Origin of the sequence: Proteiniborus sp. DW1 (genome assembly GCF_900095305.1) — a bacterium.
Lineage (GTDB): Bacteria > Bacillota > Clostridia > Tissierellales > Proteiniboraceae > Proteiniborus.
This window is the reverse complement of record NZ_FMDO01000057.1, coordinates 1-18804: the sequence shown is the minus strand read 5'-3', so window position 1 is coordinate 18804 and position 18804 is coordinate 1. Positions and strand designations below refer to the sequence as shown.

Sequence of the window (18804 nt, the reverse complement as noted above, 5' to 3'; positions counted from 1 at the left end):
GAAAATGACAGAAAAACCTAGAGGTGATATCATGAACAATTTAAATACTTCTTATCCAAAAGACTTAAACGAACTCCTTGCTGGAATGAGCTGTGAGGAAAACAATATAGGCTGCTCAAATGCAGGAGTTTATAAATATTATAATGACAATGTTTCATACTACTTAAAAATCCAGCCTTCATCACAAGAACTAGAAAAAGAGTATAAAATAATAGACTGGCTAAGAGATAAATTGCCTGTACCAAAAGCACTATATTTTAACTCCTATAATGGCTTGGATTATCTGCTTATGACTGAAGTTGATGGGGAAATGCTTTGTTCGGACAATTTGCTATCTAAGCCAGAGGAAACGGTGAAGCTATTAGCTGATGGTATAAAAATGCTTAGCTCTATTCCAATTGATGATTGTCCTTTTGATAATAGTTTAGAAATAAAGCTAAAGGATGCCTTGTATAATATAGAAAATAATTTTGTAGATATGTCTGATTGGGAAGAAAACAATAACTTTAGAACTCCTGAAGAATTACTGAATTACCTAAAAAACAATAAACCTAAAGCTCATACACCAGTATTCACTCATGGAGATTACTGCCTTCCTAATATCTTTGGCAAAGATAATAAAATTAGTGGCTTTATAGACTTAGGACGAGCTGGTATAGCAGATATTTATCAAGACATAGCTTTATGCGTTAGGTCTTTACAACACAACTTTGGGACGGACGAGTATACTGAATTACTTTTTAAACATTTAGATATGGAAGCAGACTGGGAAAGAATAAACTATTATATACTTCTTGATGAACTTTTTTAGCTAATGAAAGCTTTTTATTTTTTCGATATAACTGGGGGGTAAGATGGAAATAGACCAATTAAAACGTAAGTTAAGGGAATTAAAGAAGGAAGAGAAGCGGATACGTTTTAGTTACGACCAGATTTCAACTTCAAAGAGATATGTCTGGGATGATTATTTTTCTACAAAAGATGTAAATAACTTATCTGTAAAGTATCCACTTAGGAATCTAATCAAACTTAGCAATGAGGACTTAGATGGTGTTTTTGAAGAATACTTTTATAGTGTATATTTCCAGCATTGCAAAGAAAATGGGCTGAACTTTGTGGATATCTATGATGTGGGTCTTCTATCAGTATTCGGATTGAATCCAGGAGCTTCTATTGATGATATTAAGAAAAAGTTTAGAGAACTAGCAAAAAAATATCACCCAGATCATGGAGGGGATAATGACAAAATGGTTGAACTGATAGAAGCATACAATAAGCTAATTAATAAGGAATAATTAAATAGGATAAATTAGATAGAGTGGTATAGAAGGAGGGGTGCTATGAGTATTGAGAAACTAAAGGATATAATTAAAGAGAGCAACAATATTGTATTTTTCGGAGGTGCTGGGGTATCTACCGAAAGCAATATACCTGATTTTAGATCCAGTACAGGGATTTATTCAACAGAGAGCAGCTTAAAATATCCACCAGAAATGATATTAAGTCATAGCTTCTTTATGAATCACACAGAAGACTTCTATAATTTTTACAAGACAAAAATGATATACAAAGATGCTAAGCCAAATGATGCACATCTTGCCCTTGCAGAACTAGAAAGAAGAGGCAAGGTAAAAGCAGTAATAACTCAAAACATAGATGGACTTCATCAAATGGCTGGCTCAAAAAATGTACTTGAATTACATGGATCTATATATAGAAACTATTGTACAAAGTGCCACAAATTCTTTGACCTCAACTACATACTAGAATCTACTAATATACCAAAATGTGATGAATGTAATGGTATAGTAAAGCCAGATGTGGTTCTCTATGAGGAAAGTCTAGATATGAATGTACTAGAAAAAGCTTTAGAATATATTCAAGAAGCAGATGTGCTAATCGTCGGAGGAACATCCTTAACAGTTTATCCAGCTGCAGGATTGATAGAGTACTATGAAGGAGATAAGCTGATTCTAATAAATAAGTCACAGACACATTACCATAGAAGAGCTGCTTTGACATTCAATGAAAGTATTGGTAAAGTACTTAAACAAGTCATTTAAGTAATATATTAAGTGCGACATATAACCACTTCTCGCCTTATAGAATCCATTGAAAAAATTGGACATGTTATCAGCCTCCTCGTATTTGCGATTTTATTTCGTATATGTTATAAAGAATTATACACAAATGAATAGGAAGGGAAAACAGTATGAACCTTATAAGCATAGAGAACATTAAAAAAAGCTATAGTGAGAAACCACTACTCAATAATATAAATCTCGGAATAAATGAAGGAGATAAAATAGGTGTTATTGGAATAAATGGCACTGGTAAGTCAACTTTACTAAGGATTATTGCTGGAGTAGAAGTGCCAGACGAGGGTAGAATCATAAAAGGAAACTCAGTTAGAATAGAATATCTACCACAAAACCCTGACTTTGACCCAGAAGCTACAGTACTTGAGCAAGTCTTTAGGGGTAATTCAGAGAGCATGAAAGTGATAAGAGATTATGAAAAAGCTATACAAAATCCAGATACACCTGCTGAAGAAATCACAAGGCTAACAAGTGCAATGGATACAGTGAATGCATGGCAAATAGAAAGTGAAGCTAAAACAGTATTAACAAGACTTGGAATATTGGAATTTACTGCAAAGGTAGGCACATTATCAGGTGGACAAAGAAAGAGAATCGCCTTAGCCTCAGCACTCATTACCCCTTCAGAATTGCTTATTTTAGATGAACCTACTAATCACCTTGACAATGACACAATAGATTGGCTAGAGCAATATTTAAACAAGAGAAAAGGTGCACTTCTAATGGTTACCCATGACAGATACTTTTTGGACCGAGTGGTAAATCAGATAATTGAATTAGATACTGGAAATCTTCATATATACAAAGGGAATTATAATTATTTTCTTGAGAAAAAGCTAGAAAGGGAAGAAATTGAAGCTGCAAGCGAGAGAAAAAGACAAAGTTTAATGAGAAAAGAGCTAGCATGGATAATGAGAGGTGCCAAGGCTCGTACTACTAAGCAAAAAGCTAGAATAGAACGCTTCGAACAATTAAGCGAAAAAGCTACAAGTACAAAAGATGAGAAATTAGATATATCAGTAGCCAGCAGCCGTTTAGGTAAAAAAGTAATAGAGCTGGAGCATATAACTAAATCCTATGATAATAAGAAGCTAATAGACGATTTTAGCTATGTAGTGTTGAGAGATGACAGAGTAGGTATAGTAGGACCAAATGGAAGTGGCAAATCAACTCTTATAAACATTATCAGTAAAAGACTAGAACCTGACAGTGGAAATATAGAAATAGGAGAGACAGTAAGAATTGGACTCTTTTCTCAGGAAACTTATCATATGGATGATAGCTTAAGGGTTATTGATTATATAAGAGAGAGTGCAGAATATTTATCAACAGCAGATGGACAAAAAATAAGCGCATCACAAATGCTAGAAAGATTTTTATTCCCACCTCAAGAACAATGGGCTCCTATAGGCAAGCTTTCAGGTGGAGAAAAGAGAAGATTACATTTATTAAGAGTGCTTATGGACGCGCCTAATGTTCTGCTTTTAGATGAGCCAACTAACGACCTTGATATAGAAACCCTTACTATTTTAGAGGATTACTTAGATGACTTCCCAGGAGCAGTTATTGCTGTTTCACATGACAGATATTTTCTAGATAAAATGGCAGAAAAAATATTTGTATTTGAGGGAAACGGGAAAATAAAGCAATATACTGGTAATTACTCATTATTTAAAGAAAGTGAATCTTTAGATAATGAAGACAATACTCCATATGACACCCCGAATAAAAGTAAGGATAAGAATAATAAGGCTCAAGATAGTAAAAATGATTCAAAAAATGAAAAGAAAAAGCTCCTCAAATTTACCTTCAAGGAACAAAAAGAGTTTGATGAAATAGACAACATAATTGTAGGACTTGAAGAAAAAATACAGGAAGTTGAGACCAAAATAAATGAATCATCTTCTGATTATGTACTATTACAAGAACTATTGGCTCAAAGAGAAGAGCTAGAAAAACAACTGGACGAAAAAATGCAGAGATGGGTTTATCTAAACGAATTAGCTGAAGAAATTGAAAGGAATAAAAAGAAATAGCTTTATCTTAGATGCTTTTATAGATATATAGTTTAGAATTTTGGTCTTAGTCCATCGGAAAAGCATGGAACGCTATTCCTCCTGAAAAACCAAATTTTCTAGGTGTATACCTCGGACGAATCACTCGTAGTTTTTCAATTAACCGTTGGAATGAGCAAAGAGCCAAAAAACGATATAATGGCGCAGAGCTGCTACTTTCTGAATGAAAGAAAAGAAAATCTTTGACGCATTAATTCAGGTTTGTGGAAAATATATTGAAGTAGCAAGAACAACCCAGCTTGAAAAACAAGCTATGGGTTGGAAAAAGTGGGCAGCGATTGCTGCCTGTATAGTCATAGGTATTATTGGAGTACTTTTACTGCAAAACATCTTCCCTTTTGATGGTAGTACAGGAAGTGGTGGTGCAGGATAGGAACTAGATCCTACAGAAGAGCATTACTATTTAGAGATAAGACCAATAGAACAAATAGAACAAATAGAATAAAAAGTTTTAAATCATAGTAGAAAATCATATGGCAAAGTTTAGGTCATTCAAGGACCAAATAAACTTCGCCATTTTTTGTGCTTAAAAGCAAAAAGAGATGATGAGAAAAAAGCCAAAACTATTTATGTATGATATAGTTCTGGAAGAAATGAAACAACTAATGGTTGTTATTCCTAAATTTTAGCTAAGAGAAGTGATATAGAAAGTATAATCATGCATTTTTATACAGATTAAATTCTAATTAAAAGACAATTAATTTAGTTTGAATTTGTTCTAACTAATAGGGTATCATATTATTATACAGAAGATGAACTTATGAATATTAATAAAAATAGTTGAATTACAATATCAGAAGCTAATCGAAGGACAAGCTTGAAATTGCTGTTTGTGAAAAAGGTAGGATGATGCCCTACAAATCGTATATAAGGTAAGGAACAGTTCTGGAAGTATCGGGACCAAATTACTACATAATATAGCTATGGTATTACAGAAAGTGCTTAATGAAGAAAAGGAAGACGGGATAGTGGTGCTATTGAAAGAAAGATTTTTAAAATTACTAGGGAAACTCCTCAAGGAATTAAAGTAATTTCAAGGAAAGCCAGGAGCTAGTGTGGCAAAAGAAGGAGGATTCACAATGCAAATTAAGATTTTGATAGTTGATGACTCAGGAACTGACAGATTGAGCATCAAAAATATGCTAAGTGAATATTACATATTGACTGCTCGTGACAGTGAGGAAGCCATGAGTGTGCTTGAGGAACATGATGGGGTTGACTTACTCATACTCAATCTGAATATGCCCAATATGGATGGTTTTCAAGTTCTTGAGGCTTTAAAAGAGAACGAACGACTTAAGGAGATGCGCACCATAATATTAACAAATCATGATGAACTGGACAATGAAATCAAGGGTCTAAAGCTTGGTGCAGTGGATTATATTCGTAAGCCAATTCATATGGATGCACTGAAAGCTAGGATTGATGTTCATGTTGCTCTATTACGTGCTCAGCAAGCCATAGAGCAACAATTGGATGAACAGACGATTACCTTTGACATGGTTTTCGAACAAGCCCCTATTGGCATTGCAATTTCATATAACTATGATCCGGAACACCCTGATGAGGCTATTGTAATATTTAACTCAGTGTATGAACAAATCACAGGCAGAACAAAAGAAGAGCTGACTCGTTTAGGTTGGACAAAGATAACTCATCCAGATGATTTGGAAGAAGATATGAAAAATTATAAAAAACTCCAATCAGGCGAAATCAAGACTTATTCAATGGAAAAACGATATATCAAACCAGATGGTTCAGTCGTTTGGGCACATGTGATAGTTGCTTCTTTTAATTTATCAAATAGTAAGCAATACAGTCATATTTGCTTGGTTCAGGATATCACTGAGCGTAAAGCCATTGAAAAAGCACTGAAAGAGAGTGAACGTAGCAAATCTGTTTTTCTTTCTCATCTTCCTGGGCTTGCATATAGGTGCAATTACGATCGTGACTGGACAATGCAGTATGTTTCTGAAGGCTGCTTTAACCTCACAGGCTATCCATCAGAGAGCCTACTGTATAACAGGGACCTGTCTTTTAAGGATATCATTTCCCCCGAATATCATGAGGCTTTATGGAATAGATGGGAGCAAATTCTTGCAAAAAGACAGCCGTTTAAATACGAGTATGAAATTATAACTGCCACTGGAGAGAAAAAATGGGTTTTGGAGCTGGGACAAGGGATTTACAATGAACAAGGTGAAATTGAAGCGCTAGAAGGAATCGTTTTAGATATATCAGATAGAAAAGTAATTGAAGATACCCTAAAATTTAACAATGAGCATGATAGATGGACTGGGCTGTATAATCGAGACTATTTGGAGTCATTATTTGTAAAGGATGTTAGGCTAAAGAAGGGAATAAAAAAGGCACTTATTGGCATTAACTTAAGTCCGGTTCAGTTGTTAACAGCCAATTATGGGTTCCAGTATACTCAGAATCTGATAAAAAAGGCAGCTGAGGCCCTTAATCAGTATTGCACCCATAATCGTCTTTTATTTAAAGCCTATGAAAATAGTTTTGTTTTCTATATCTTTGACTACAAAGATAAAAATGAGCTTGTTGATTTTAGCGATGTTATTGCAAAAACTTTAGAACCCTTATTTGCAACAGATAGAATAGGCGGTGGGATTGGAATTCTCGAAATTGAACAAAATCAAAATGAGGTGGATATTGATTTACTTATGAGGAGGCTCTTGATTGCTTCAGAAAGGTCTGTTGGCTTGTTTGGAAAGGACTTTGAAGCTTCCTTTTATGATGAAAAACTGGAAGCCATAGTTAACCGGGAAAGAGATATTGTAGAAGCTCTTAACGCTATAGCTATGGGCAAAAATACTAATGACCATTTGTTTTTGCAGTATCAGCCTATTATGAATTTAAGAACAGGTTTGATTTCTGGCTTTGAGGCACTTGCCAGATTAAAGACAGAAAAGCTTGGACTTGTGTCCCCAATTGAGTTCATTTCTATAGCAGAGAAAACAAAGCTTATTTTTTCGATTGGTGAAAAAGTGATTATAACTGCATTTCGTTTTTTGAACAAGCTCAAAGAGCATGGATACGATGAAATCTGCGTTTCAGTCAATATTTCTGCTATTCAGCTATTGCAAACTGATTTTGCAGACAGGCTGTTTGAACTTATGAGGGAAATGCAGATTAACCCGAAGAGCATGGGGATTGAGATTACAGAGTCAGTCTTTGCTTCTGATTATGAAACTATCAATAATGTTATTGAGAAATTAAGAGACGCAGGGCTTTACATAGCTATAGATGATTTTGGGACTGGATATTCTTCACTGGCCAGAGTAAAGGAATTAAAAGTAGATTGCATGAAAATTGACAAAATGTTTATAGATAAGTTGATAGACGCAGATATAAATAAGGCTATAACAAGTGATATTATTTCGTTGTCACATAAACTTGGGCATTATACAATTGCTGAAGGAGTTGAGCATGATATTCAGTTGCAGTATTTAAAAGAACATGACTGTGATAAAATACAGGGATACCTGATCAGCAAGCCTCTTGATGAAGAAGATGCGATTAAGTTCTTGGAAAGCAAGAACAAGCATAACTACCAGTCAAATGACAGCTCAAGTTATCGGTGAGAGTCAAGACCCGTTTATTCAAGAACTAGGCTTGCTGACAATGACAAGTTATCTATGGAAATAGCTCAAATAATTGAATCTGCTTGTAAATTGTTTAGGTAATTTTTATTATTTGTCATCTGAGGAAGGATAAGAGTAAGATTATGAAAATGTTGAAAACACTAGATTTCAATACTTACAAAAATACAAAGAAAACTGTCAAATAGACTTATACCCTCGATACGCATTTGCGGGAATATATCGAGGGTATAGTTTATTTCTGAGCATTTAAAAAAGTAATTACTTAAATATGTTCTCTATTTTTTCCTTGTTTTGAATTATGAAATTCAGCATCTGTCGATTTGTTTTAGCAAGCTCCTTATACATGTCATGCTTTTCAAAATATGCAATGCAAATCATCTGAATAGAGCAAATCACATAAAATACTGCTTGCTTTTCTTCAGGAGTAAGTTTACCCTCAAGGTCATAACCATGTAGAATCCCTTCTAGAATATCTAACCACTTCTCATATGCATCTTCACTGCTTTCAGATAAAATTCCAGTTGCACAGTAGCAAACATCCCATAAACGTATATTGACTTCACTTAAGTCAAAATCAATAAAACCACTTATCTTGTCACCATCAAACAAGATGTTGCTAGGATTTGGGTCTCTATGGATGAGTTGCTTTGGTAACTTATCATATAGTTTTCCAAAGTATTCAATAAAGCCGTCAAAAAAGCTATCATCAATTCCCATGTCCCACTGTATGTTCTGTTGCTTAACATTCGGTAGTACCCAGCTTGTAACATTTTCATAAATATTTACTTCATCGGGTAAAATATCTTTTTGTATAGATTTTAATGCCTTGTGAAGTCGTGCGATGCTTCTTCCGTATTCTTCACCAAACTTGATGCGACTGTCTCCGAATCTGTCAGACTTAGTGAGTGGATTGCCTTTTAATCCTTGTGTAAGAACAAAAGGTTCCTTCTGGTTCAGATACTCATCCCCTGTTTTTGTTAGGACAGGCAGGGAAGAAACAAAACCTTGCTTATGGAGTGCTTTAGAAATTTTAATATTTTTAATAAGCTTTTCGCGACTACCAGTTTTTAAAATGTAATCATTTCCCACTCTCCAAACATTTCCCGAAGTTTTTGCTCCATCTGCCATATGGGCACCAATGATGGGAAGATTTTTTTCAATACTCCAGTTTTCCAAAATTTTTCGTAATTCCTTATCGGTATACATAATTACCACCTCCGGTTTTTTTGGTTTATGCTCTTGATAAATGCTAAGATACTTTTTTGGAGAACAGCCATACATCTTTACAAATGCCTTGTAAAAACCAGCATAGGTATCAAAGCCGTATTCAAGCACAACATCGATAGCCTTACGACCGCCGGCGATTTCAGCAAGGGCATGATCAAGACGTCGCTTTAGAATATAGCTGGCAACCGAAGAACCCATAACAGATGAAAATAAACGGTAATAATGATATGTCGAATAATTTGCCATCTGTGCTAGCTCTTCAGATGTAATGTTGGCTTTTAGGTTTTGCTCAATATAGTCCAGTGCAGTTTTGATTAATTCAGTGTATTGCATGTTATCCTCCTTCCGTATCGTGGCTTTAGTATACACTAGGCATAATGTGAAAACATTTCCTGTATAGCTATTATATTAAATCTTACATGATAGTTAAATCTCAACTATTCTATGTTCAACATAATTAAAGGAAATTTTCATTTTATGGCGAGAAGAATTCCTAGAAAAGAGTAAAAGTAGCTTGATTAAACAGATGACTTAATTGATGAACTTGAGGAGAAAATACAGGATTTGGAGGCTAAAACAGGCGAAGTAGCTATTGATTATATATGAGTACAAGGACTATTGCTCAATAATAAGAGCTAAAAAGATACAGAAGTAAGTAAAGCATGTTTAAACGAATTGGGTTAAGAAGCTGAAAAAAGCAAGGAATCATAGACAAAATATTAGAGGATGTACGTAAATAGGTCAAGCAAGCTATTTAACGTACATCCTTTGTAATTAAATCAGTGGATATATGGTGATATCTGGCTTACCATCGCCATCCATGTCATACTCTATGCCGCCATCATCACTCTCTCTTATGGTTATATCAGCCTTTCCATCTCCATTATTGTCAAATTTAATTTCATTTCCTGGGCTATCGTCTACACTTACATCTGGTTTGTCATCATTATTTATATCTACTGTATTATCATCTGGCTTATACTCTGATAAAGGAACGTCCTGTGTAAGTGGTACAAGCTCAATTTCACCAATAGGAGTAGGTAACTCTTTTTCTGTTTTCTTAGCATGACCTACAATACTTCCTTGAAATTTCATATATCCTAAGCCATAATAATGAATATTTAAATATGCAATTGGTCCGCGAGTAAATACAGTGAACGGAATTGGTTCAGCTTCATCATCCTCGGACTCGTGTTCGCCTCCCATATATTCTAAGCCATCCAGTACTAATTGAAACATTCCTTTACCTACATAGCCCTTAGGTATTAGAGATACTAAAGGAACACCAGTTCCTCCTATAGTATCGTATTCTTCAAATACAGGTATTAATTTAAAGCTTGCATTATCGTCCCCGTACATAAGACCAAAGATCAAGGGTAAATTAAAACCTTCTATCTCCAATCCTACGTCCTTTGCACCATATAATCCAAGCTTTGCCTGACCATTATAAGTGCCCTGCATAGAATAAAAATATGGCGATGTAGTATTCTCCATTAATACTCTGCATTGAAGCATCGTTTCAGTTCCATCAGGAAGCATTATCTTATAGTGATCATCTACATCTAATACCCAATCAAAACCATATTTTTCAAGCATATCTGCCATTCTTGCAATTTGACCCTTAGAAACCTTTTTAACTCCATAGCCTGAGAAGCTGTTTACAAAAGCCATTAGTCCATTGCCTTCTTTTGTCTTGATTCGATAGCCTGGGACTACTATATCCTCCTCACCCTCTTCTCCATATTTAACTATCCTCACATCTTCAGGTATTTCGTCAGTAGTCATATAGCATATAGTAACTGGTGCATTAACTTCAACACTCCCTGTTGTACCTTTCTCTGTCAAATAAAATCCAGCATAGTTATTTTTTCCGATAAAAGAGGAGCTAATAGGTGATACTTCAAATATTCTTTCATTTTCTACAGAGCCTTCTGAAAAGGCAATATCTAGTCTTGCATTATTACCACAAGAAAAGGTAATTACTTTGCTAGTTTCAGAACTGATAACATGCTCCTCTTTTTGAGATTCATCAAAAACTGGCTTTCCTTGATTTAAAGCTTTTTCACTTACTTCACTTGTAATATTCCCTACTGTTTGATCTATTGCTTGTTTGATATCTTCTAATTTCTCTGGCTGTTTAGAACTGCATCCTGAAAGAATTAGAAGGATACAGATCAAAAGGAGAAATTTTATTTTCATTTCATAACCTCCTTATTTCTTTCTATGTATCTATTATAAGTAACTGGGTAAGCATTTAATTTACAAAAATTGCTTAAAGCTTTTATGAGGATTGCTATTATTATATGGAAATAGTAAGGGCACTAAGGGACAGGGAAGTACTCTAATATGAAAAACTGGATTATAATATGCAAAAATTATATACTAAAAGAGAAAGATGAAATTTGCAAAGGATAAGAGCATATGAGAAAAAGCTGACAAGCACCTCATCTTAATGAGACATAATATACAGAAGATTAGCATTAAAAAGTCAATACATGAATTAGATAATTAATAGATTGAAATAAAAATAATAAGTTAATCATAAGAGAAGAACGGAGCTGATTTTAAGTGGCATATACATTGGTATTGGCTGAAAAGCCATCTGTAGGTAGAGATATAGCAAGAGTATTGAAGTGCAATAAAAAGGGAAATGGATATTTAGAAGGAGATAAATATATAGTTACATGGGCATTAGGGCATTTAGTTACATTGGCAGACCCAGAGGAGTACGACAAGAGATATAAGGCTTGGAAACTAGAAGATTTGCCTATGCTTCCTTCTCAGCTTAAGTTAGTGGTTATAAGACAAACTGGTAAGCAATTTAAAATTGTTAAAGAACAGATGTACAGAAAAGATGTGAAAGAGATTGTAATAGCTACAGATGCAGGGCGGGAAGGAGAGCTTGTAGCAAGATGGATAATCGAGAAGGCAAATGTAAAGAAACCAATTAAACGATTATGGATATCCTCTGTTACAGATAAGGCTATAAGGGAAGGCTTCAGTAAATTAAAAGACGGAAGAGAATATGAAAACTTATACGCTTCTGCAGTAGCACGTGCTGAGGCTGATTGGCTTGTAGGTATTAATGCTACACGTGCACTGACATGTAAATATAATGCACAGCTTTCATGCGGTAGAGTCCAGACCCCTACCCTTGCAATGATAGCAAAGAGAGAAGAAGAAATTCGAAATTTCAAGCCAAGAGACTTTTATGGAATCCAAGCTCTGTCAAAGGATCTAAAACTAACATGGCAGGATAGTCAAACAAAAGACATAAAAACCTTTGATAGGGAAAAGTGCGAAAGAGTACTTTCGTCTATTAAGGGCAAGGATGCTCAGGTCATAGAGGTAGATAAGACCTATAAGAAGACCTTTTCTCCTGGACTATACGACTTAACAGAACTACAGAGAGATGCAAATAGAATTTTCGGATATTCAGCAAAAGAGACTCTTTCAATAATGCAAAAATTATATGAGACTCATAAGATTCTCACATATCCAAGAACAGATTCTAGGTATATTTCTTCTGATATAGTAGATACATTGAAGGATAGAATAAAGGCTTGCAGTGTTGGACCATATAAGGCATTAACTGCTATTATTTTGAGAAGTCCAATAAAGGCAAACAAGTCCTTTGTAGATGATAGCAAGGTTTCAGATCACCATGCCATCATACCAACAGAGCAGGCAGTTTTCTTGAATGAATTAAGTGATAGAGAACGAAAGATATATGACTTAGTTGTAAAGCGCTTTTTAGCTGTGCTTTATCCACCTTTTGAATATGAACAAACTACCATAAAGGCTAAGATTGGCAATGAAACATTCATTGCTAAAGGTAAGATAGTTAAAAGTCAAGGTTGGAAAGAGGTATACTCAAACATCTATGAGGACGATGTTGAAGATGATGTGAGAGAACAGCTATTACCTAATATAAATAAAGGAGACATGTTAAAGGTATCCTCAATAACGCAAACCAAGGGAGCAACTAAACCACCAGCACCTTTTAATGAAGGTACCTTGCTTTCAGCCATGGAAAATCCTAAAAAGTATATGGAGGGCGAAGACCAAGCTCTAATTAAAATTATAGGAGAAACTGGTGGAATAGGGACAGTAGCTACGAGGGCAGATATTATTGAAAAATTATTTAATACATTTTTGATAGAAAAGAAGGGTAAGGACATATTTATTACGTCTAAAGGTAAGCAATTACTTGAATTAGTTCCTGAAGATTTAAAATCACCGACACTAACCGCAGAATGGGAGCAAAAGCTAGGGGCTATTTCAAAGGGTAGGTTAAATAAAAACATTTTTATTAATGAAATGAAGGCATATTCAAAGGAAATAGTAGATGAAATAAAGAAAAGTGAAGATAAATTCAAGCATGATAATATTACAAAAACTAAATGCCCAGAGTGTGGTAAGTACATGCTTGAGGTAAATGGCAAAAAAGGCAAGATGCTTATATGCCAAGATAGAGAATGTGGATACAGAAAAAGCATCTCAAAAGAAACTAATGCAAGATGCCCAAATTGTAAAAAAAGATTACAGCTGTATGGAGAGGGAGAAGGACAAATTTTTATCTGTAACTGTGGATTTAGAGAAAAGCTATCTGCATTTAATGAAAGAAGAAAAGAAGCTAAAAATACAGTCTCCAAAAGAGATGTATCTAGATATCTTAAAGAGCAAAAGAAAAATAAAGAAGAACCAATAAATACTGCTCTTGCAGATGCATTATCCAAGTTTAAGCTGAAGTAAATAGATTTGTCATCCTTAGCTTAGCATAGACGTAGGAACTCCTAATCCTTGCCAGTAGAATAGGAAACTTAATATTTGTTATCATATGATTTTAATAGGGGTGCATTATGTACAAAATAATGATAATCGAAGACGACAAAAAGCTTCAAGATTTAATAAGGAACCATTTAGAGAAATATGGCTATGAAACATGTTCAGTAGAGAATTTCTCACAGATAAAAAAGGAATTTATTCAACATAATCCTCATCTAGTTCTGATGGATATTAATCTTCCATACTATGATGGCTTCTACTGGTGTAGAGACATAAGGACAGTTTCAAAGGTTCCTATAATATTTATTTCCGCAAGGGGCTCAGATATGGATCAGGTCATGGCTATTGAAAACGGAGGGGATGATTATATTACTAAACCCTTTTCCTATGATTTGCTCATAGTTAAGATAAAGGGTGTTATTAGAAGAGTGTACGGAGAGTATTCTGAAAGCAGCCATAGTGAGGTATATGAAGTAGATGGGCTATATCTGCATATTCATCAGAATATAGTTGAATATAAGGGTAAAAAGATAGAGCTAAGCACTAAGGAATTTCTACTATTGTATTCTCTATTAAAAAGTGTAAATCAAATAGTCTCAAGAGAGGAACTTCTAGAAATACTATGGAATGATATTGATTTTGTAGATGATAATACCCTTTCAGTAAATATTACAAGACTTAGAAAAAGACTTGAGGATATAGACATAGAAAATGCTATAGAAACTAAGAGAGGACAAGGCTACAAACTGGTTAACAATTGGAGTAGATAGTCAAGAGGATAGAGGTGTGTAGATGGTGAACTTTAAAAGCTACATTAAAGATAGAATTAGCTATATAGTAGTATACTTTGTCAATACATTTCTAGTAATTTTGACAATGTATCTGTCAATAGTCATTAATCAAAAGAGATTTCCAAGAGAAAATGTACTTTATGCCTTCTTGATATCAGTAGTATTGGTTTCATTTTTTGTTGCATATGACTATTTAAAAAATAGACCTTTTTATAAATACCTTAACAAAGCAGCCAGTTTATCTAAGGATTTAGAAATTATACTAGGTATGACAGAGGGCAAGACTAGTGAGCAGTTAATGTATAACAAAATTTTGAATGAAACTTACAAAGTGTATAATGACAAGATTTCTAAATATGAGGAAAATCATAAACATTATATATATTTCATTAATCAATGGGTACATCAGATGAAAACACCTGTATCTGTAATTAATCTTTTACTTCAAGATAGTAGTGTGGAACGTTATAAGGAGACACTAGAGAGCATTTCTGAGGAGAACGAGAAAATAAATCGTGGACTAGAATTGATGCTTTTTAATGCTAGATTGAGTCAATTTAATCTGGATTTTAAGGTTGAAAAAGTAGACCTGAAAGCAGCTATTAGAAAAGTCATAAATGATAACAAAAAGTCATTAATAAGACATTCTATATTTCCTAAGATTATATGTGAAGAAGATATAATAGTAGAAACAGACTATAAGTGGATATCTTTCGTGATAAATCAAATACTAATAAATGCCATAAAATACTCAAAAGATGTCCCTATAAATGAAAAAAATATTATTTTTAAAGTGGATAATGAAGGAGCAAGGATTGTTTTGTCTATTGAAGATCAAGGCATTGGAATACCCAAGGAAGATAGAAATAGGGTGTTCAATGCATTTTTTACAGGTATAAATGGAAGAAGGACCTCTGAATCTACTGGAATGGGGATGTATCTATCTAAGAGAATATGTGATGAACTAGGTCATGGATTAACCCTTGAGTCAGAAATAGGGAAAGGGACTAAATTTTTTATTATTTTTTATAAAGGGAAAAATATATTTAAACTTTCAAAAATGTAAGAAATCTAATTAAAATGAAAGAAAAATCGATACTAGATTTTTCTTTTTTTCTTTATAATAAATATATAAACTAACCCATGGGATGGATGGAATGTTTGCGAAACAAAATACACGTTTAACGTTTCGAACATGAGCAATTCTAAAGCTCATTCCAATGAAAAATCTTAAAATTTGCAAACTCGCTTCGCTCAGACATGCAAATTTCTTAACAGATTTTTCATTTACATTCGCTAAGAATTGCAGTCATGTTCTGCAAATGTTTCACTTAGCATTTTGTTTCGCAAACAAGAAATTAAAGAATAAATTGGAGAGCAAATGGAGGTATTGGAATGTCAGTTTTAAAAGCAGATAACATAACTAAAATATATGGAAATAAAAAAAGCGGACTAACAGTAAAGGCCCTAGATAAATTTAGTATCAATATAGAAAATGGAGAGTTTGTTGGTGTAATGGGACCTTCAGGTAGTGGAAAAACCACACTATTAAATATATTAGCTACTATAGATACGCCCTCTTCTGGAGAGCTTTATATAAATGGAACTAATCCTATGAAACTAAACGAAAAGCGTACCGCTTTATTTAGAAGAAAAGAACTAGGATTTATTTTTCAAGATTATAACCTTTTAGATACATTATCTATAAAAGAAAATATCATACTTCCTTTAGCATTAGAAAAAGTAAAAACCAAGGAAATAGAGGAAAGAGTAAGTGATATAGCAGACCTATTAAATATAAAGGAAATACTTAATAAAAGACCTTATGAGGTATCCGGAGGACAGCAACAAAGGGCTGCCTGTGCAAGGGCATTGATACACAATCCTTCTATAATACTTGCAGATGAGCCTACTGGAAACCTAGACTCAAAGTCTTCACAAGAAGTTATGGAATCTCTAAAGAATCTAAATGAAGAAAGAAATGCTACCATAATGATGGTAACCCATGATCCCTTTGCGGCTAGCTTTTGCCACAGAATAGTGATGATAAAGGATGGAAAGTTTTTCCTAGAAATAGTAAAGGGTGGCAATAGACAGGCATTCTTTCAGGAAATATTAGATTCACTTTCTCTGCTAGGAGGCAACTACAATGACATTGCGTGATATTGCTTATAAAAATATAAAAGGGAATTTTAATAGATATGTAATGTACTATCTAAGTAATACTCTAGTGGTTATGGTGTTTTTTATATTTGCTAACTTTATTTTTAACCCTACTGTAGCAAATGTAAAAACATTAGGAACTAAAGGAATACTAGCAGCTAATACTATGATAGTATGTGAAGTTCTAATCCTAGTATTTACCTTCTTGTTTACCTTCTATTCTATCTCAAACTTTCTCAAGTCGAGAGAAAAGGAGTTTGGGCTTTTATCCATGTTTGGACTTACTAAAGCAGAGATAAGAAGATATGTAATATATGAAAACATTATTGTTTCTTCTATATCTATTATTTCAGGACTTCTTTTAGGAATACTTTTTTCAAAGCTGTTTTTTATGGCTATTAGTGTAATAATGGTATTAAATGTTGAAATACCATTTTTGATATCTATCAAGGCTGTGGCCATTACTGCAATAAGCTTCATTGTGTTATTTCAGGGAATAAGCTTCATAGTTACACTTAGAATAAAGAATAACAATATAGCAGAATTACTAAAAGGAGCTAGAGTTGCTCAACCTGTACCTAAGTTTTCTAAAGCTAAAACAGTTCTAGCAATTTTATTTATTATAATAGGCTATGGACTAGCAGTAATGTCAGGGGTATGGATAATTATAACAATGTTTCCTGTGCTATTCTTTACTGTTACAGGAACCTATTTTCTTTTTTCACAATTCAGTGTATATATAACTACTAAGCTCAAGAGAAACAGAAAGATATTTTACAATGGCACTAACATGATTACATTGTCTCAGATAATATACAAGCTAAAGGACAATGCAAAGGTATTATTTATTGTGTCTATACTTGGAGCCATTACATTAACTGCTTCAGCTAGCGTATATTCTACTCAGCAGAGCATAAAGGTCAAATTACAGATGAGCCATCCTCATGATATTAGCTTTATGGAAACAGGAGCAGGCTTAAATGATATGTCTATTTTGCAAAAGGCAGAAGAGATCCTAGAAAAGCATGGAAATGAATTAAAACATAAGAACCAGGCAATATTACTAAAAGCTAAAAATCCAGAAAAACCAATTAGAGAAGTGAGCCCTTATTCAAATACAGAAGATTTTTATGTAATATCTAACTCTGACTATAATATTTTAGCAGAGCAGTTTAAGATGGAGAAGATAAGATTAACTGAGGGAAAGGTATATGTTAATTCATATGGGTCTAATATAGTTGGAGTTAAGGATAATTACTTATTCAGTGATGAGGAGTATTTAAATCTAATAATTAATGGAGAGTTAAATAAGTTTAAGCTTTCAGGAGAAGCAATTAGTGGTGTAGTAAATACTAATAAAAATAGAGCTAATATTGCTGTAGTAAGTGATGCTGATTTTGAAAGATTTAAAACTAATACACCAACAGAAGAACAAATAATGTACTATGGGTATAATGTAAAGGACTGGGAAAAATCAGCTAATGCAGTAAAAGAAATAGCTTCTATAATTCCTCAAAATGATAATATATATTTCTCAGAAAGGATATCAGATTTTGGAGATATAATGCAAACATTTTCGTTATTCTTGTTCATAGGAACATTTATATCAATATTATTTTTTATAGCTACAGGCAGCATTATATACTTTAAAATGTTTAATGAAATTCAAAAGGATAGACAGGAATTTTTATCTCTTAGAAAAATGGGTATGACTAATGATGAAACAAAGAAAATAGTATCAACTCAAACCTTTATAGTGTTCTTTTTACCTTTTATAGTGACTTTTAGCCATGCCTCATTTGCATTAATTGCTTTAGGTAATTTGCTTGGAGATAATGTAACTATGTATTTTCTTACTGTAGCTTTAATATACCTAGTATTCCAGACATTTTATTATGTGTTTGCTAAAACTATGTATATAAAACAAATACGCAATTTAGGAGTTTAAGAATGCCGAGCTAATGCTCGGTTTTTTTTGACCTAACCTAGCGAGAATAAATTAATCTAACAAAGAGGATAATATAAACTAACTAAT

General features: G+C 33.6%; 13 protein-coding genes. 11 read left to right on the top strand and 2 right to left on the bottom strand.

Going from position 1 to position 18804, the window contains the following annotated elements; translation table 11 throughout:
- Window positions 1-31 precede the first annotated feature (31 nt).
- The 6 genes from DW1_RS13965 to DW1_RS13940 all read left to right on the top strand — a co-directional run bounded on the left by DW1_RS13965 (window position 32) and on the right by DW1_RS13940 (window position 7779).
- Complete coding sequence (locus tag DW1_RS13965) at window positions 32-811, top strand: APH(3') family aminoglycoside O-phosphotransferase (RefSeq protein WP_074351544.1); 780 nt, start codon at window positions 32-34, stop codon at window positions 809-811.
- Window positions 812-854: 43 nt separating this feature from the next.
- The gene (locus DW1_RS13960) at window positions 855-1295 is read left to right on the top strand and encodes a J domain-containing protein (protein WP_074351465.1); all 441 of its coding nucleotides are present in this window, start codon (window positions 855-857) and stop codon (window positions 1293-1295) included.
- Window positions 1296-1340: 45 nt separating this feature from the next.
- The gene (locus tag DW1_RS13955) at window positions 1341-2063 is read left to right on the top strand and encodes an NAD-dependent protein deacylase (protein WP_074351463.1); all 723 of its coding nucleotides are present in this window, start codon (window positions 1341-1343) and stop codon (window positions 2061-2063) included.
- A gap of 149 nt (window positions 2064-2212) precedes the next feature.
- On the top strand, window positions 2213-4135 hold the full coding sequence (locus tag DW1_RS13950) for an ABC-F family ATP-binding cassette domain-containing protein (protein ID WP_074351461.1): 1923 nt from the start codon (window positions 2213-2215) through the stop codon (window positions 4133-4135).
- Between the two features lie 202 nt (window positions 4136-4337).
- Entirely contained in the window at window positions 4338-4547 is a 210-nt protein-coding gene (locus DW1_RS13945) for a hypothetical protein (RefSeq protein WP_074351459.1), read from the top strand.
- Between the two features lie 706 nt (window positions 4548-5253).
- Complete coding sequence (locus DW1_RS13940; protein WP_074351457.1) at window positions 5254-7779, top strand: EAL domain-containing protein; 2526 nt, start codon at window positions 5254-5256, stop codon at window positions 7777-7779.
- Between the two features lie 279 nt (window positions 7780-8058).
- Here the strand turns inward: DW1_RS13940 and DW1_RS13935 are convergent, their stop codons facing one another.
- Both DW1_RS13935 and DW1_RS13930 read right to left on the bottom strand, forming a co-directional pair.
- Window positions 8059-9360 carry a helix-turn-helix domain-containing protein gene (locus DW1_RS13935; RefSeq protein WP_074351455.1) on the bottom strand — a complete coding sequence of 434 codons (1302 nt, stop codon included), beginning with the start codon at window positions 9358-9360 and terminating at the stop codon, window positions 8059-8061.
- 441 nt (window positions 9361-9801) lie between these two features.
- Window positions 9802-11226 carry an FG-GAP repeat domain-containing protein gene (locus tag DW1_RS13930; RefSeq protein ID WP_074351453.1) on the bottom strand — a complete coding sequence of 475 codons (1425 nt, stop codon included), beginning with the start codon at window positions 11224-11226 and terminating at the stop codon, window positions 9802-9804.
- Window positions 11227-11595: 369 nt separating this feature from the next.
- Between DW1_RS13930 and DW1_RS13925 the strand changes: the two genes are divergently transcribed.
- The 5 genes from DW1_RS13925 to DW1_RS13905 all read left to right on the top strand — a co-directional run bounded on the left by DW1_RS13925 (window position 11596) and on the right by DW1_RS13905 (window position 18717).
- Entirely contained in the window at window positions 11596-13782 is a 2187-nt protein-coding gene (locus tag DW1_RS13925; protein ID WP_074351451.1) for a DNA topoisomerase III, read from the top strand.
- A 107-nt stretch (window positions 13783-13889) separates the two neighbouring features.
- Complete coding sequence (locus DW1_RS13920) at window positions 13890-14585, top strand: response regulator transcription factor (protein WP_074351450.1); 696 nt, start codon at window positions 13890-13892, stop codon at window positions 14583-14585.
- Window positions 14586-14610: 25 nt separating this feature from the next.
- A complete protein-coding gene (locus tag DW1_RS13915) occupies window positions 14611-15672 on the top strand; it encodes a sensor histidine kinase (RefSeq protein ID WP_074351448.1) in 1062 nt (353 codons plus the stop codon).
- A gap of 329 nt (window positions 15673-16001) precedes the next feature.
- Window positions 16002-16769, top strand: a complete 768-nt coding sequence (locus tag DW1_RS13910) for an ABC transporter ATP-binding protein (protein WP_074351446.1) — start codon at window positions 16002-16004, stop codon at window positions 16767-16769.
- Window positions 16756-18717, top strand: a complete 1962-nt coding sequence (locus tag DW1_RS13905; RefSeq protein ID WP_074351444.1) for an ABC transporter permease — start codon at window positions 16756-16758, stop codon at window positions 18715-18717. Before DW1_RS13910 ends, DW1_RS13905 begins: the two co-directional genes overlap by 14 nt.
- Window positions 18718-18804 lie beyond the last annotated feature (87 nt).

Bases quoted from the DNA above. Each gene is read 5' to 3' on its own strand.
- DW1_RS13930 (WP_074351453.1), bottom strand. From the start codon at position 11,226: ATGAAAATAAAATTTCTCCTTTTGATCTGTATCCTTCTAATTCTTTCA.
- DW1_RS13920 (WP_074351450.1), top strand. From the start codon at position 13,890: ATGTACAAAATAATGATAATCGAAGACGACAAAAAGCTTCAAGATTTA.
- DW1_RS13950 (WP_074351461.1), top strand. From the start codon at position 2,213: ATGAACCTTATAAGCATAGAGAACATTAAAAAAAGCTATAGTGAGAAA.
- DW1_RS13910 (WP_074351446.1), top strand. From the start codon at position 16,002: ATGTCAGTTTTAAAAGCAGATAACATAACTAAAATATATGGAAATAAA.
- DW1_RS13965 (WP_074351544.1), top strand. From the start codon at position 32: ATGAACAATTTAAATACTTCTTATCCAAAAGACTTAAACGAACTCCTT.
- DW1_RS13935 (WP_074351455.1), bottom strand. From the start codon at position 9,360: ATGCAATACACTGAATTAATCAAAACTGCACTGGACTATATTGAGCAA.
- DW1_RS13940 (WP_074351457.1), top strand. From the start codon at position 5,254: ATGCAAATTAAGATTTTGATAGTTGATGACTCAGGAACTGACAGATTG.
- DW1_RS13905 (WP_074351444.1), top strand. From the start codon at position 16,756: ATGACATTGCGTGATATTGCTTATAAAAATATAAAAGGGAATTTTAAT.
- DW1_RS13955 (WP_074351463.1), top strand. From the start codon at position 1,341: ATGAGTATTGAGAAACTAAAGGATATAATTAAAGAGAGCAACAATATT.
- DW1_RS13945 (WP_074351459.1), top strand. From the start codon at position 4,338: ATGAAAGAAAAGAAAATCTTTGACGCATTAATTCAGGTTTGTGGAAAA.
- DW1_RS13960 (WP_074351465.1), top strand. From the start codon at position 855: ATGGAAATAGACCAATTAAAACGTAAGTTAAGGGAATTAAAGAAGGAA.